Source organism: Vitiosangium sp. GDMCC 1.1324, assembly GCF_003044305.1.
Taxonomy (GTDB): Bacteria; Myxococcota; Myxococcia; order Myxococcales; family Myxococcaceae; genus Archangium.
In genome coordinates, this window is record NZ_PZOX01000016.1 from 134,251 (window position 1) to 149,243 (window position 14,993).

General features: G+C 70.0%; 8 protein-coding genes. All 8 read left to right on the forward strand.

The annotated features are described in order from the left end of the window. The first annotated feature begins 307 nt into the window (after positions 1 to 307). The 8 genes from DAT35_RS37355 to DAT35_RS37390 all read left to right on the forward strand — a co-directional run bounded on the left by DAT35_RS37355 (position 308) and on the right by DAT35_RS37390 (position 14,958). Positions 308 to 6,538 (forward strand): S8 family serine peptidase, encoded by a 6,231-nt coding sequence (locus DAT35_RS37355; RefSeq protein WP_233261949.1) that lies wholly within the window; start codon positions 308 to 310, stop codon positions 6,536 to 6,538. 171 nt (positions 6,539 to 6,709) lie between these two features. Continuing rightward, positions 6,710 to 7,093, forward strand: coding sequence for a hypothetical protein (locus DAT35_RS37360; RefSeq protein ID WP_108074052.1), 384 nt, complete (start codon positions 6,710 to 6,712; stop codon positions 7,091 to 7,093). A 123-nt stretch (positions 7,094 to 7,216) separates the two neighbouring features. Continuing rightward, positions 7,217 to 7,972 carry an OmpA family protein gene (locus DAT35_RS37365; RefSeq protein WP_108074053.1) on the forward strand — a complete coding sequence of 252 codons (756 nt, stop codon included), beginning with the start codon at positions 7,217 to 7,219 and terminating at the stop codon, positions 7,970 to 7,972. A 26-nt stretch (positions 7,973 to 7,998) separates the two neighbouring features. Then, positions 7,999 to 8,433: a chemotaxis protein CheW gene (locus DAT35_RS37370; protein WP_108074054.1), complete on the forward strand. Its 435-nt coding sequence runs from the start codon at positions 7,999 to 8,001 to the stop codon at positions 8,431 to 8,433. A 3-nt stretch (positions 8,434 to 8,436) separates the two neighbouring features. Beyond that, entirely contained in the window at positions 8,437 to 8,817 is a 381-nt protein-coding gene (locus DAT35_RS37375; RefSeq protein WP_108074055.1) for a protein CrdC, read from the forward strand. Next, positions 8,814 to 10,646, forward strand: a complete 1,833-nt coding sequence (locus DAT35_RS37380) for a methyl-accepting chemotaxis protein (protein ID WP_233261950.1) — start codon at positions 8,814 to 8,816, stop codon at positions 10,644 to 10,646. Before DAT35_RS37375 ends, DAT35_RS37380 begins: the two co-directional genes overlap by 4 nt. After that, on the forward strand, positions 10,646 to 12,466 hold the full coding sequence (locus DAT35_RS37385; protein ID WP_108074056.1) for a methyl-accepting chemotaxis protein: 1,821 nt from the start codon (positions 10,646 to 10,648) through the stop codon (positions 12,464 to 12,466). Before DAT35_RS37380 ends, DAT35_RS37385 begins: the two co-directional genes overlap by 1 nt. Beyond that, on the forward strand, positions 12,463 to 14,958 hold the full coding sequence (locus DAT35_RS37390; RefSeq protein WP_108074057.1) for a response regulator: 2,496 nt from the start codon (positions 12,463 to 12,465) through the stop codon (positions 14,956 to 14,958). The genes DAT35_RS37385 and DAT35_RS37390 overlap by 4 nt, the downstream gene beginning before the upstream one ends. The last annotated feature ends 35 nt before the right edge of the window (positions 14,959 to 14,993 follow it).

The window sequence follows — 14,993 nt, forward strand, 5'->3', positions numbered from 1 at the left end:
GCGTCTCAAGTTCGGGAAATCTGAAAACATTTTGTTAACTCTTGAAAACTGTTCTGTTGACATCTTGTCAACAGTTTAGGCTCCATGCTATTTGTACCGCTCCGGCGGTGTGGATGGCGGTCGGAGCAGCTTCTGGATTCCCAGGGGGTACTCGCGCCCGCGGAGCAGCCGCCGGGTTTCACCCAGGTGAGTCCATGAGAAGTGGGCTCGCCCGGTTCCGTTCAGCAAAGGGGCAATAACAATGAAGGAAGCGGCGTACCGGTCCACCGGTATGCGCTCTCGTGGTCTGTCCAAGAGAGCGCTTGGGGTGGCATGGCTCGCGACGGCGTTGGCGTGCGGGGGCTCGGGGAGTGAGCCTGGAATCAAGCGGCTCGAGGGATATCGCTCGAGTGCGCCGTTCCACAAGGTACAGCTCAGCGTGCAGCAGGCCGCTGAGCTGGAGAAGCACGGAGCCAAGGTCCTCGGGGACTATGGCTCCTACAAGCTGGTCCAGGTGGATGATGCCACGCTGGACTCGCTGACCGCGGCGCAGGGCGCGGAGCTGCGCGATGACTACAATCACATCCTGCTGAACGCGGGAGTCATCGACACCGCCTCCGAGTACGCCAAGTCGCAGCGCGGGATGACGAAGAAGGCCGCGGGCAAGAGCTTCCACATCGTGCACTTCGACGGCCCGGTGAAGGCCGAGTGGCTCAAGGAGCTGGAGGCCACGGGCGTACGGGTGGTGACGTACATCCCCAACAACGCCTACCTGGTGTACGGCGATGCGGCCGCCATGGGCAGCCTGCAGAAGCACATCGCCGTGGCGCCCGCCATCCGCTGGGACGGCGAGTACCTGGATGACTACAAGCTGGACCCCACCGTCCAGACGGTCGCAACTCCCGCCTACACCATCCAGCTCATCAAGGATGAGGAGACGAACGGGGCGACGCTGGAGCTCATCCGCAAGCTGCAGTCTCACGAGGCCATTGTCCAGGAGGCCCTGGGCTACGTGAACGTGGTGGCCTTCGTGGACCGCCAGGCGCTCAATGAGATTGTCCAGCGCGCCGACGTGCTGTCCATCCAGCCGCGCCTCGAGCCGAGGAAGTTCGACGAGCGGCAGAACATGATCATCGCCGGTCAGCTGACCGGAAACGTGCCGACCGGACCGACCTGGCTGTCGTGGCTGGCGTCCAAGGGCTTCACCCAGGCGCAGTTCACCGCGTCGGGCTTCGGTGTGGACGTGAGCGACAGCGGTATCGACAACGGTACGACGCTGCCCAACCACTTCGGCCTGTACCTCAACGGAGACGTCACCGGCACCAGCCGCGTGGTGTACAACCGTCTGGAAGGTACGCCGAACACCGGCAGCACCATCCAGGGCTGCGACGGCCACGGCACTCTGAACTCGCACATCGTGGCGGGCTTCTCCAACCAGAGCGGGGCTCCGTTCGCGGATGCGGCCGGGTTCCACTACGGCCTGGGCGTGGCGCCCTTCGTGAAGGTGGGCTCCTCGGTGGTGTTCGACCCGGGTACCTTCACCTCGCCCAACTACGAGAACCTGCAGTCGCGCGCCTTCCGCGACGGCATGCGCATCAGCACCAACAGCTGGGGTTCGAGCGCCAACACGTACACCGCGGACGCTCAGCGCTACGACGCGCTGGTTCGTGACGCTCAGCCCGCGACCTCGGCGGTGCCTGCTGCCGGCAACCAGGAGATGATCATCGTCTTCGCGGCGGGCAACAAGGGCTCCGGCGCGAACACGGTGGGTAGCCCCAGTACGGGCAAGAACGTCTTCACCGTGGGTGCCTCGGAGAACGTCCAGGCCTTCGGCGGTGCGGATGCCTGCGGCACCACGGACACGGAGGCCAACAGCGCCTACGACATCGTGGCCTTCTCCAGCCGGGGTCCGACCTCGGACGGCCGCAAGAAGCCGGACATCATGGCGCCGGGCACGCACGTGTCGGGCGGTGTGGCGCAGGCGGCGGGGCAGCGCGCGAGCCCGCCGGCGGTTGCCACCGGCCAGGCGCTCTCGTGCTTCGACGCCACGGGCGTGTGCGCGGGTCCGAGCTCGTCGAACTACTTCCCGCTGTCGCAGCAGTGGTACACGGCGTCCTCCGGTACCAGCCACTCCACCCCCGCGGTGGCCGGTGGCACGGCGCTGCTGCGCCAGTACTTCATCAACCAGGGCGTGAATCCGCCGAGCCCGGCGATGACGAAGGCCTACCTGATGAACTCCACCCGCTACATGACGGGTGTGGGGGCCAACGACTCGCTGTACTCCAACAACCAGGGCATGGGTCTGATGGACCTGGGCATGGCGTTCGACGGCGTGCCGCGCCTGTTGGATGACCAGAACCGGGACAACCTCTTCACGACCACGGGCGATACGCGCACCTTCAACGGCGTGGTGGCGGACTCCACCAAGCCCTTCCGCGTGACGGTGGCGTGGACGGACGCGCCGGGCTCCACGACGGGCAGCGCGTGGAAGAACAACCTGGACCTGAGCGTGACGGTGGGGACCACCACGTACAAGGGCAACGTCTTCACCGGAGCCAACTCGACGACGGGTGGCACGGCGGACAGCGCCAACAACGTGGAGAGCGTCTTCCTGCCGGCGGGTATCGAGGGTGCCTACACCGTGACGGTGACGGCCACCAACATCAACTCGGACGGCGTGCCCAACAACAGCACGTCGCTGGACCAGGACTTCGCGCTCGTTGCGTACAACTCCTGCGCCACCGCCACGGATGCGCCCTCCGGCGTCACCGCGACGGTGAGCGGGGACAACCGCATCGACGTGTCCTGGACTGAAAACGGCTCGGCCTCTTACAACATCTACCGTGCGACGGCGGCGGGTGGACCGTACACGCGCGTGGGCACGTCTGTTGCGTCGCCGTTCCCGGACACGGGCCTGTCGGGCGGCACGACGTACTACTACGTGGTGCGCGCGAAGGCGTGTGCCGAGTCCCCGAAGTCCAACGAGTCCTCCGTGACGGCCACGGGCGTGTGCGCGCTGCCTCCCACGTTCGCGGGTCTGACCTCCGCGGCCAACGGCGCGGCGAGCACCTGCTCCAACACGCTGACCTGGTCGGCGGCCACGCCCATCTGCGGTGGCTCCATCAGCTATTCGGTGTACCGCGGCAGCACCGCGGGCTTCGCTCCTTCGGCGGCCAACCGTATCGCCACGGGCGTGACGGGCACCTCGTTCGCGGATGATGCGAACCTGTCCAACGGCACCCCGTACTACTACGTGGTGCGCGCCACCGAGGTGAGCTCGGCCACCATCGAGGACACGAACACGGTGGAGAAGGCGGCCGCTCCCACGGGCGTCATCACCCCGGGCGTGCGCTACTTCGACGACTTCGACTCCAGCCGTCCGGCCAATGCTTCCGCGTACTGGATTCCCACCGCGGGGACTGGCACCGCGGACACCATGGCCATCGTGTCTGGCTGCCGCTACCAGTCGGCCACCAACGCCTACCGGTTCGGTGCGGCCTCCACGGCTTGCGGTGGCACGTACCCGGTCAGCCAGCAGCACACGCTGGTGCTCGGTGGTGACGGCTCGGTGTCGTCCGCCATCAACGGCTTCTCCGTCCCGACGGGCGCGTTCAACCCCCAGATGACGTTCAACGTCTGGTACAGCTTCGAGTCCCGGTACGACGGTGCCTGGCTCGTCTACAGCACCTCGGGGGCGAGCGGTCCGTGGATCAACGTGGGTGATGCGGCCGTGGCGACGGCGCCGTACATCTCGGCGGGTGGTTACGACAACACGCTCAACAGCAGCACCACCACGCGCATCTGGACGACGACGACCGCGGGCAGCGCCGGCACCAACGGCGCTCTCAAGGCCGTCACCGTCAACCTGGGCGCGCTGGCGGGCCAGAAGGTGTGGTTCGGCTTCAAGTTCTACAGCGACACGACCAGTAACTACGAGGGCTTCTACGTGGACGACGTCCGCATCAACGCGGACGCGGCGGGCTCCTGCTCCACCCACGTGCCTCCTCCGGGACCGGCCGTTGCCTACAAGGTGACGGGTCTGCCCTCGGTGGCGCAGGTGACCATCCCGACCTCCTTCAGCGTCACGGCGCTTGATGCGGTGGGAGTGGTGGCCACGGGCTACAACGGGACTGCCTCGTTCACCAGCACGGACAGCGCGGCGGTGCTGCCCGCCACGGCGACGTTCACCGCGGGCGTGGCCAGTGGTCTGCCCGTCACCTTCAACACGGGTGGCGACCAGTCCATCACCGCGACGGACACGGCGGCCCCGGGCATCAAGGGCACGGGGAGCACGTTCGTCACCACGGCGACGAAGCTGGTGTTCACCACGCAGCCGACCAACTCGACGGCGGGCGCGACCTTCGCTCCGAAGGTGGGCCTGCAGGACAAGGACGGTAAGCCGGTGACGACGGGTTCGTTCAACGTCACGCTGGCCATCGCGAACAACGCGGGCGGGGGCACGCTGTCGGGCACCACGACCGTGGCGATGAGCGCTGGTGTGGCCACCTTCAGCGGCCTGTCCATCGACAAGGTGGGTACGGGCTACACGCTGAAGGCGACTGCGAGCGGCCTGACGGAGGCGACGAGCTCGACCTTCAACATCACGGCGGCCACGGCCTCGAAGCTGGCCTTCGTGACCCAGCCTTCCACGACCGTGGCGGGCACGTCCATCACCCCGGCGGTGCAGGTGGCTGTCCAGGACGCGTTCGGCAACCAGGTCACGTCCACGGCCAGCATCACCCTGGCGCTCAGCGGCGGTTCGGCGGGCACCACGCTCAATGGCACGGTCACGGCTGCGGCGGTGGGCGGTATCGCCACCTTCGGCAACCTGTCGATCAACAAGGCCAGCACGGACTACTCGCTGAAGGCGACCTCGGGGACGCTCTCCGCCGCCACCAGCAGCGTGTTCTCCGTGACGGCGAGCGCTCCGCAGCGCGCGCTCATCACCCATCAGCCGTCCAACGTCGAGGCGGGCGCAGTCATCACCCCGGCCGTCCAGGTCTCCCTCTACGACCAGTTCGGCAACCTGGCGACGCAGGCCACCAACGCGGTGACGGTGTCCCTGGGCTACAACACGACCGGCGCTGCGCTGGGCGGTGTGACCACGGCGAACGCGGTGGCGGGTGTCGCCACCTTCGACTCGCTGACGGTGAACCGTCCTGGCACCAACTTCACCCTGGTGGCGGGCGCGAGCGGCATCTACCTCGACACCAGCGTCGGCTTCGACGTGCACGTGGGCGAGGCCAAGCGGCTCGTCTTCATCAGCACGCCGGCTGACAAGACGGCCGTGGGCTCGGCCTTCACGGTGCGCGTGGCGGTGCAGGACAACGCTGGCAACATCCTCTCCAGCTCGACTCCCGAGGTGACCCTGTCGCTCGTCAACGCGGCGGGCGCCACCCTCACCGGTCCCACGACGGCCACCGCCGTCGACGGCGTGGCCACCTTCTCCGGCCTCTCCGTGGACAAGGTGGGCACGGGCTACGCGCTCCAGGCGGACGCGGCGGGCCTGACGTCCGAGACCTCGCCGGCCTTCAGCATCGTTCCGGGTGCCCCGGGACAGGGCCGTCTGGTCTTCCGCAACACCCTGGGCAACGTCTCGGCGGGCGCCGCGCTGGCCCCGATCGAGGTCGAGGTGCAGGACGCCCTGGGCAACCTGCTCACCGACAGCACGGTCCAGGTCACCCTGAGCCTGGGTGCCAACCCGGCCGCGGGCACCCTGCTGGGCTCCGTCCCGGCTTCCGCGGTGGGTGGTGTGGCGAAGTTCGAGGGCCTCTCCCTGCGCAAGGCCGGCTCCGGCTACACGCTGGTGGCGAGCGCTCAGAGCTTCACGGGCGCGACGAGCTCGGCGTTCCAGGTGACGTCGGGTGAGGTGGCCAGCTACACGCTGTCGCTCCCCGCGAGCGTCACGGCGGGCCAGGAGATCTCCGTCTCCGCCAACGCGTACGACGCCTACGGCAACCTCGCCACGGCCTTCTCGGGCGCCGTCAAGCTGACGAGCTCGGATAGCGCCGCGGTGCTGCCCGCCGAGGCCGTCTTCCAGGAGGGTGTCGCCTCCGGTCTGAAGGTGACCTTCAAGTCCCTCGGCCTGAAGTCGCTCACCCTGGGCAACGGCGAGTCGTCCGTCTCGGCCGTCGCGCAGACGAACGTCACTCCGTTCGCCCAGCCCACGGTCTCGATCACCGAGCCCGCGGGTGGCACGGTGGTGTCCGGCAAGGTCACCATCAGCGCCACGGGTGCGGTGGCCACCGGTACCACGGTGAGCCAGCTCTCCATCCTGGTGGACGGTGTGTCCGTCGGCTCGGGTACGGACGCGAAGCTGTCCGCCTCCTGGGACGCCTCCAACGCCGCCCCCGGCTCGGCCCACATCATCACCGCCGTCATCACCGACGGCGCCGGTAACGTGGTGACCTCCGCTCCGGTGGCCATCACCGTGAAGGCCGACGAGGGGAGCTGCGGCTGCGGCGCCACCTCGGGCACGGACGCGAGCATCTACATGGGTCTGTTCGCCCTGGCTCGCTACGTGACGGTGCGCCGCCGTCAGACGAAGAAGGCGGCCTGAGGTGTGACGGGGCCCGGGCGCGCGCTGAGACGGCGCGTCCGGACCTGGCCGGGTGGAGGGGCTCGCTCCGCCCGGCTGCCAGGTAGACGAGCCGGTTGACCGGAACGCGCTGGTGTGGGCTCCTCCCCGCCGGCGCGTTCTCCTTTTTTGGGCGCGACGAGGAGGTGCTGCATGGCATTGCGGACGGTCCGGAAGGCGGCGTGGACGGTGGCGGTGATGCTGGCGGTGGGTGGAGTGGCGGCCGCGGGCGGCTCGAAGTTGAAGGAGCGGGCGGACAAGCTCGCGAGCGAGGCCCGGGCGCTGGCGAACCCGCGCGGGTGCGAGAAGGTGGAGGAGTGCGAGGTGGCGGGGTTCGGCCACAAGCCTTGCGGCGGGCCTCGCGAGTACATCGCCTACTGCTCGCGCACGACGGATGTGAAGGCCCTGCAGGCGAAGCTCGAGGCGCTCGACGCCGCCGAGCGCGAGTGGCAGGGCGAAGCGGACATCAAGTCCAACTGTGGCCTGACGCGCATCCCCCGGCCGCGGTTGGAAGCGGGGGAGTGCCGCGCCCGGTAGGGCTCCAGGGGCTCTGGGTGCAACCTTGCGATCGGGACAAAAGGCTTTGACTCAGCGTTCCAGGGCGGGCTAGACGCGGACGGCTTGTCACGTCCGCTGGACAACATCTTTTTTGGAGGAGAAATGCGTCGGATCTCGATGGTCGCGGGGCTCGCCCTCGCCGTGGCGGTTCTGGCTGGTTGTCCGCCGACCTACCCCAACTGCAAGAGCGACGAGACCTGCAAGGAGAAGGGCGAGGTGTGTGTCAACGGCACCTGCCAGGAGTGCTCTACCGACGCCAACTGCAAGGAAGGTTTCACCTGCCAGGGCAACAAGTGCACGCCCAAGGGCCCCGAGTGCTCGCGCGATGAGCAGTGCACGGGCGGGAAGATCTGCGAGGCCGGCAAGTGCGCCGAGCCGCAGTGCACCTCCAAGGCCCAGTGCCAGGGGGCCCAGGAGTGCCAGAAGGGCCGCTGCGCGCTGCCCCCGGGCGCCTGCAACTCCAACACGGACTGCGGCGAGGGCCAGGAGTGCCAGCAGAACAAGTGCATGGCCGCTCCCCACAAGGCCGAGTGCAACTGGGAGCCGCTGCGCTTCGGCTTCAACGAGTCCACCCTCACCCCCGAGGCCCAGAGCCGGTTGGGCGAGCTGGCCACGTGCATCAAGAACGCGGGCTCCGGCCGCATCGAGCTCGCCGGGCATGCGGACGAGCGTGGCACCGAGGAGTACAACCTCCAGCTCTCCCAGAAGCGCGCCGCCTCGGTGAAGAAGTACTTGGTGGACCTGGGGGTGCCGGCCAGCCAGCTCAAGTCGGTGGGGTACGGCGAGAACAAGCCGGCCGAGCAGGGTGCCACCGAGGAAGCCTGGGCGGCCAACCGTCGCGTCGAGTTCGTGCGCTAGCCGTCTTGAGGTAGGCTGCGCGCGCAATGGCCTCGACCGAGACCGAGACGCGGCAGTCCTACCTCGTATTCGCCTGCGGAAGCAGCTGGTACGCCGTACCAGCTGAGTGCGCGGCGGAAGTGGTCAGTTTTCCCGAGCTGACGCGGGTGCCCGGTGCCCCCGCGCACCTGCTGGGAGTCTTCGCCCACCGCGGGGAGGTCATCCCCGTGGTGGACATGAGCATGCTGGTATCCGGCGAGAGCGAGCCCACGCGCCGCGCGGTGCTGGTGCGGCTGCCTCGTGGCACCCTGGCCCTCACCGCCAGCCGGGTGGCCGGTGTCTCCCAGGTGGATGGACGCCTGGAGCCGCTGGGGGTCAACGGGGTGCACCTCCACCTGAGAGGGCCCGCCCGCAGCGCCCAGCGCGACGTGGCGGTCATCGACCCCGAGGGCTTGTTCGATCACCTCAGCCAGGGAGGCTGAGGGATGGTCACGGGCCATCGAAGCATCACGGGTCTGCTCCTGTGCCGGGCGGGTGCCCATCGGGTGGCGTTCGCCGCGCACGAGGTGGCCACCATCGAGTCCCCCAGCACCTTCGGCGGGCTGGCCGGCTGTGCGAGCCAGGCCTTCGGGGGGGCTTGCGGCGCCGAGCGCATCCTCGTGGCCGCCACGGGCGAGGCGGTGGGCGTGGACGCGCTCGAGATCGATCCCGAGCCGATGGCCCTGTTGCCCGCTCCGGGCGTGCTGGCCCAGGTGGCGGGTGGCAGCCTGAGCGGCTTCGTCCAGGTGCGCGGCGCGCTGTGGCCGTTGATGTCGCTGGCCGGTTTCGGGCGTTTCCTGGCGCCCTCCGCCCGGGAGGCCGCTTGAGCACACCCGAGGGACAGAAGGGGACCGAGGGGCAGAATGGCCCCGAGGGACTGAAGGGCCTGGCGCTCTGGACCACGCGTCCGTCCTGGCTGGGCGGCATGGTGGGCCTGGGGCTGGCGCTGCTGTATGGGCAGCTCACCAGGCCGATGCCTCCGGACACGGGCTGGCTCTTCCTCGGGTTGTTGGTGGCGGTGCTGGCGATGAACACCGTCCTGTCCGGCGCCCAGGAGCGGCACGCGCTGCGGGTGCTGCGGGCGGTGGCGGAGGGCCGGCTGCCTTCCAACCCGGACAACCTGCGCCGGGCGTTGCAGGAAGTCCGTCGCATCCCCGGGCGCTGCTTCTGGTTCACCCTCCAGGGGTGGCTGGGCGGCGCGTTGATGCTGGCGGTGACGTACTGTCCTCTGGCGGATGCCCATTGGACCATGGCGGTGCGCATCGGGCTGGTGGCCCTGTCGATCGGTCCGCTGTCCGCCATGCTCGTGTACCTGCTGGTGGTGCGCCGGGGCCGCCATGCCGCCGAGCGCATCGCCGCGCAGGGACTGTCTCCCCAGGAGATCATCGCCGCCCTTCCCTCCGAGCGGCTGCGGCTGCGGCGGCGGCTGGTGATGTTCACCGCGGTGGCGGTGCTCAGCCCGTCCGTCTTCATCCTCGACGTGTCGGTGAGCCGCTCCGTGAGCACCTTCAACCAGATATTGGAGACGAAGGATCCCCTGGTGCAGCGCGCGGTGGTGCACCGGGCCCGCCAGGACACCGGTTGGCCTCTGGGGCTGCTCGCGGGCATGGTGGTGCTGCTGGTGGTGGGCACGGCCTATGTGGCCGGCACCGCGCTGGCCGAGCCCCTGCGCGCCCTCTCGGAGGACGCCACCCGCATCGCCCAGGGCGAGGTCCGCACCCCCCGCTTCATCCCCGCCGAGGACGAGGTGTGGGCGGTGTCCGGGGCCTTCACCCGGATGCAGGCGCAGCTGGCCCAGGCGCTCGTCCAGTTGCAGCGCGCGGGACTGCAGATCTCCTCCACCACCGAGCAGCTGGTGGCCACCTCGGCGGACCAGGAGTCCGGCGCGGGGGAGCAGGCCATCTCGCTCAACGAGACTCGCGCCACCACCGAGGAGCTGGCGCGCTCGGCCCAGCAGATCGCCGTCAACGCCGAGTCGGTGTCCGCCATGGCGGAGACCACCTTCGGCGCGGCCCAGAGCGGGCAGCGCAGCGCGGCGGCCTTCCTCGCCGCCATGCACCGCATGAAGGGCGACAACCAGGCCATCGCCGATGCGGTGGTGCGGCTCAACAAGCGCGTGCAGCAGATCGGCAAGGTGGTGGAGTTCATCAACGAGATCGCCGACAAGTCGGACCTGCTGGCACTCAACGCCGAGCTGGAGGGTACCAAGGCGGGCGAGCCCGGCCGGGGCTTCTCGCTGGTGGCCGCGGAGATGCGCCGGCTGGCGGAGAACGTGTTGTCCTCCACGCTGGCCATTGAGCGGCTCATCGACGAAATCCGTGACGCCACCCAGGCGGCGGTGATGGCCACCGAGGCGGGCCTGAAGACGACGGAGCGCGGCGCCTCGCTGGCGGCCCAGGTGGATCAGAGCCTGGGCCTCATCCTCGAGCTGGCGCGCCAGACGTCCCACGCGGTGCGCTCCATCTCCCTGGCCACCCAGCAGCAGCAGACGGGCACGGATCAGCTCGCCGCGGCCATGGGCGACATCCTGCGCGTCACCGAGGAGAACGCCGAGGCCACCCAGCAGATGGTGGCCGCCAACACGGACCTGTCCGCGCTGGCCAGGGACTTGAAGGCCACCGTGCAGCGCTTCCGCGTGGCGGAGAAGGAGGGGTGATGGCGAGCCTGCGCTTCCTCCGGATTCGCCGCCCCTACAGCCGGGGCCTGCTGACGGCCATCGTCTACGCCAACCTGACCACCGCCATCCTCGGGGGGCGCTATGCGCAGCTCACCCTCGGGGAGCAGATGGTCGGCAACTTCCCGCTGTTCCTCCGGCTGATGGGCGTCTTCTCCCTCATCGCCGTGGGGGTGGCGGTGGTCCTCTGCATGCGCCGGTTGCGCGTGCTGCGCGGCGTGGAGGCCTCGGCGGGGCCGGTCGAGCCGGAGCGGCTCGGGCAGGCGCTGCTGGAGGTCCACCGCCTCGCGGACTTCGCCTTCTACTCCACGCTCGCGCTGTGGCTGCTCACCTCCGTCTTCGTCAACCTGGCGATGTGGGTGGGGGGCGCGCCCATGAGCTTCCTCCAGGCGCTGCGCCTCAGCTGGCCGGGGTTGCTCTTTGGTCCGCTCTCCGCGCTGCTGACGTACTGCATCGTCACCCTGCGGGCCCGGCGCGTGGTGCTGGAGATGTCCTCCCAGGGGCTGTCGCACGAGCTGGCCATCTCCCTGGCGCCCCGGCGCTCGGAGATCCGCCTGCGCCTGGTCATCTTCACCGCCATCGTCGTGGTGACACCGGCGGTGCTCATCTGGGACGTGTCCTCGTCGCTGGCGAACCGGGCCTTCGATGAGGTGCTGGCGGAGACGAGCCCCGCGCGGCAGGCGGAGCTGGCCGAGCTGTTGAAGGATGAGGCCCTGTGGTCCGGCAGCGCGCTGTGTCTGCTCGTCTTCGGGGTGGCGCTGGCCGCCGCCTACCTGGGGGGCACGCTCCTGGGCCGCCCCATGCGCCAGCTGGGCGAGGAGGCCCACCGCATCGCCGAGGGAGATCTCAGCCGTCCGTGCATCATCCCCGCCGAGGACGAGGTGTGGGCTGTCTCCGCCGCCTTCTCCACCATGCGCACCCACCTGGCCAACGTGCTGGCGCAACTGCGGCGCGCGGGGACCCGCATCGGCTCCACCACCGAGGAGATCATCGCCACCTCCGCCCGCTACGAGGCCGGTGCCGCCGAGCAGGCCAGCTCGCTGGACGAGACGAGCGCCACCACGGAGGAGCTGGCGCGCTCGGCCCGGCAGATCGCCGAGAACGCCGGCTCGGTGGCGGAGATCGCCCACAAGACGCTCGCGGCGGCCAAGGGTGGCCAGGCCAGCGCCGAGTCCTTCCTCGAGACGATGAACCGCATGCGCCACGACAACCAGGCCATCGCCGCGGCGGTGGCCCGGTTGAACAAGCGCGTGCAGCAGATCGGCAAGATCGTCGAGTTCATCAACGGGGTGGCCGACAAGTCGGACCTGTTGGCGCTCAACGCCGAGCTGGAGGGCACCAAGGCGGGCGAGGTGGGGCAGGGGTTCTCGCTGGTGGCCGCGGAGATGCGCCGGCTGGCGGAGAACGTCATCGAGTCCACCAAGGAGATCGAAGGGCTCATCGAGGAGGTGCAGGACGCCTCGGGGGCGGCGGTGATGGCCACCGAGGGCGGCGTGCGCGCCACCGAGACGGGCACCACGCTGGCGCAGCAGGTCTCCGAGTCGCTGCGGCAGATTGTCGAGCTGGCCGGGCGCACCTCGGACGCGGTGCGGGCCATCTCGCTGGCCACCCAGCAGCAGCAGGGTGGGACGGATCTGCTGGCCGAAGCCATGGCGGACATCCTGCGCATCACCCAGCAGAGCCACAACGCCACCAAGCAGGTCATCAGCGCCAATGGAGACCTGTCCTCGCTGGCGCGTGACTTGCGGGGGGTGGTGGAGCGCTTCCAGATCGACCCGTCACCGCCGGGGGGCAACGGGTGAGCGCGCGGGAGAAGCTGCTCAAGCAGTTCCGCGAGCTGGTGGGGGTGCGCCTGGAGCGCATCAATCGCCGCATCGTGGAGCTCGAGGCGGGGGCGAGCCTGGAGGCGGGCCGCACCGTGCTGCGTGAGCTGCATGGGCTCAAGGGCGAGGCCCGGATGATGGGCTTCGACGACATCAACGTCGTCGTCCACGAGATGGAGGAGCTGGTGCGCTCCACCGAGCGCGCCGAGCATGCCCTGTCCGCCGGCTCCATCGACGCGCTGCTCCAGGCCGCGGACGCGGTGCTGGTGCTGTCCGGGGCTTCGTCCGAGCCGCAGCAGGCCCCTCCCGAGGTGGGCAAGCTGGTGCGCTGGTTGCAGTCCTGCACCCGGACCGAGGTCAGCGGGCTGGCGGAGTCCGCTCCGGTTTCCCCGGGCGTGGCGCAGAGGGCGGAGCCTCCCGTGCCGGCCCCGGCTCCCTCCGTGGCGCAGAAGGTGGACCCGCCCGCGCGCAAGGAGCTCCCGGAGCGGGACGACCGGGAGGATGTCACGCCCGCGTGGGGCTCGGCCCCGCTGGGCGCCGTCCTGGCCCCCTCGTTGGTATCCCGTCAGGCACCTCTTCCGACGCAACCTCCGGTGCCGCCGTCCTCCTCCGCACCCCGGACGCCCATGGTGGGCCGGACGGTGGCGGTGGAGCCTCCGCGGACACAGGGCTCGGCGGCGTCCACGGCCTCCGTCACCATCAGCCGGATGCCGCCGGCCACACCCGAGCCGCCTCCCGCCCGGACGGGCTCCGTGTCGGGCCTGCGCACCGGGGACAGAGCGGATGGCTCGGTGCGCATTGGCGTGGCGAGCCTGGACCGGCTGACGAGCGCGGTGACCAACCTCACCCAGGTGTCCCGCCGCCTCGAGCTGGCCACGGCCCGGCGTCTGGAGCTGGCCCGGGAGTTGAGCCTGTTGGCGCGGGCCGCGGAGGACCTGGGGCCCGCGGGGGGCATGCTGGCCGAGCGGCTCGGTAGGGCGAAGGAGCTGGCCGCCTCGCTCCACCGCGAGGCGAAGCTGCTGGCCAACGAGGAGCTGCGCGACCTGGGCTATGTGGCCGACGAGGTGCAGCGCCTGCGCATGCTGCCGCTGTCCGTCCTCTTCGAGCCCTACCCGCGCATGGTGCGCGACATGGGGCGCGAGCTGGGCAAGGAAGTGGAGCTGGTGGTGGACGGCGAGGACACCCGCGCGGACCGGGCGGTGGTGGAGGCGCTGAGAGACCCTTTGCTGCACCTGGTGCGCAACGCGCTGGACCATGGGTTGGAGTCGCGGGTGGACCGGGTGGCCTCGGGCAAGCATCCGCGTGGGCGGCTGACGCTGGGCGCGGCGCGCGACGGCAACCGGCTGGTGCTCCGGGTGGAGGACGACGGCGTGGGGCTCGAGCCCGCGCTGCTGCGCCGGGCGGCGGTGCGCAAGGGCTTCCTGGACGAGGCTACGGCGGCGGCGCTGACGGATCAGGCGGCGCGCGAGCTCATCTTCCTCTCCGGCTTCACCTCGCGCGAGGTGGCCACGGACATCTCCGGGCGCGGCGTGGGGCTGGACGCGGTGCGCAGCTCCCTGCGGGCGCTGGGCGGGGACGTGCTGGTGGAGTCCACGGCCGGCCGGGGCACACGCTTCGAGCTCCGGGTGCCGGTGTCCCTCACCGTGGCTCCCTTGCTCTTCGTGAAGGTGGCGGAGGAGACGCTGTGCCTGAGCGCCGCCCACGTATCGCGGGCGGTGAAGGTGGAGGCCTCACAGGTGAAGGAGGTCGCCGGGCGCTCGGTGCTGGAGGTGGACGGCCAGCCCATGCCCTTCGCCGCCCTGGGCGCCCTGCTCGGGCTGGGTCCGGAGCAGGTGGCGGACGCGGGGGCACTCGTCCTGGTGGTGCGCAGCCAGGGCGCCACGGCCGCGCTGGCGGTGGATCAGGTGCTCGAGGAGAGCGTCCAGGCCATCCTTCCGCTCAAGGGTCTGCTGGCGCGCTTTCCCCACCTCACCGGTGCCACCACCCTGGCGGACGGCCGGCTCGCCATGGTGCTCTCCGCGGCCCACCTCATCGCCGGCGCCCAGGGGGCCATGGGCCTGCGCGCTCAGCGTCCCCCCACGCACGCCCGCCCCCCTCCCGCTCCCCGCCGCCGCATCCTGGTGGTGGACGACTCGCCCCTCACCCGGGAGCTCATCGGCTCGCTGCTGGAGGCCGTGGGGTATGACATCGTCATGGCCACCGACGGCATGGAAGCCTTGGATCTGCTCAACGTCACCAAGGTGGACCTGGTCTGCAGCGACCTGGAGATGCCCCGGGTGGACGGGCTGGAGCTCACTCGCCGGCTCAAGGCGCACCCGACCCACAAGGTCCTCCCCGTGGTCATCCTCACCACCCGTGGAGGAGAGGAAGACCGGCAGCGGGGGTTGGCGGCCGGGGCGGACGGCTACATCACCAAGGGGGACCTGGTGCGTCAGGACCTGGTAGACGTGGTGGGCCGTCTCCTGGGCTGACGAGCACCTGGGGGACAGTCGGCCACATTCGGTAT

Coding starts and splice junctions, on each gene's coding strand:
- DAT35_RS37370 (WP_108074054.1), top strand. CDS start 7,999: ATGGCCTCGACCGAGACCGAGACGCGGCAGTCCTACCTCGTATTCGCC.
- DAT35_RS37385 (WP_108074056.1), top strand. CDS start 10,646: ATGGCGAGCCTGCGCTTCCTCCGGATTCGCCGCCCCTACAGCCGGGGC.
- DAT35_RS37365 (WP_108074053.1), top strand. CDS start 7,217: ATGCGTCGGATCTCGATGGTCGCGGGGCTCGCCCTCGCCGTGGCGGTT.
- DAT35_RS37375 (WP_108074055.1), top strand. CDS start 8,437: ATGGTCACGGGCCATCGAAGCATCACGGGTCTGCTCCTGTGCCGGGCG.
- DAT35_RS37360 (WP_108074052.1), top strand. CDS start 6,710: ATGGCATTGCGGACGGTCCGGAAGGCGGCGTGGACGGTGGCGGTGATG.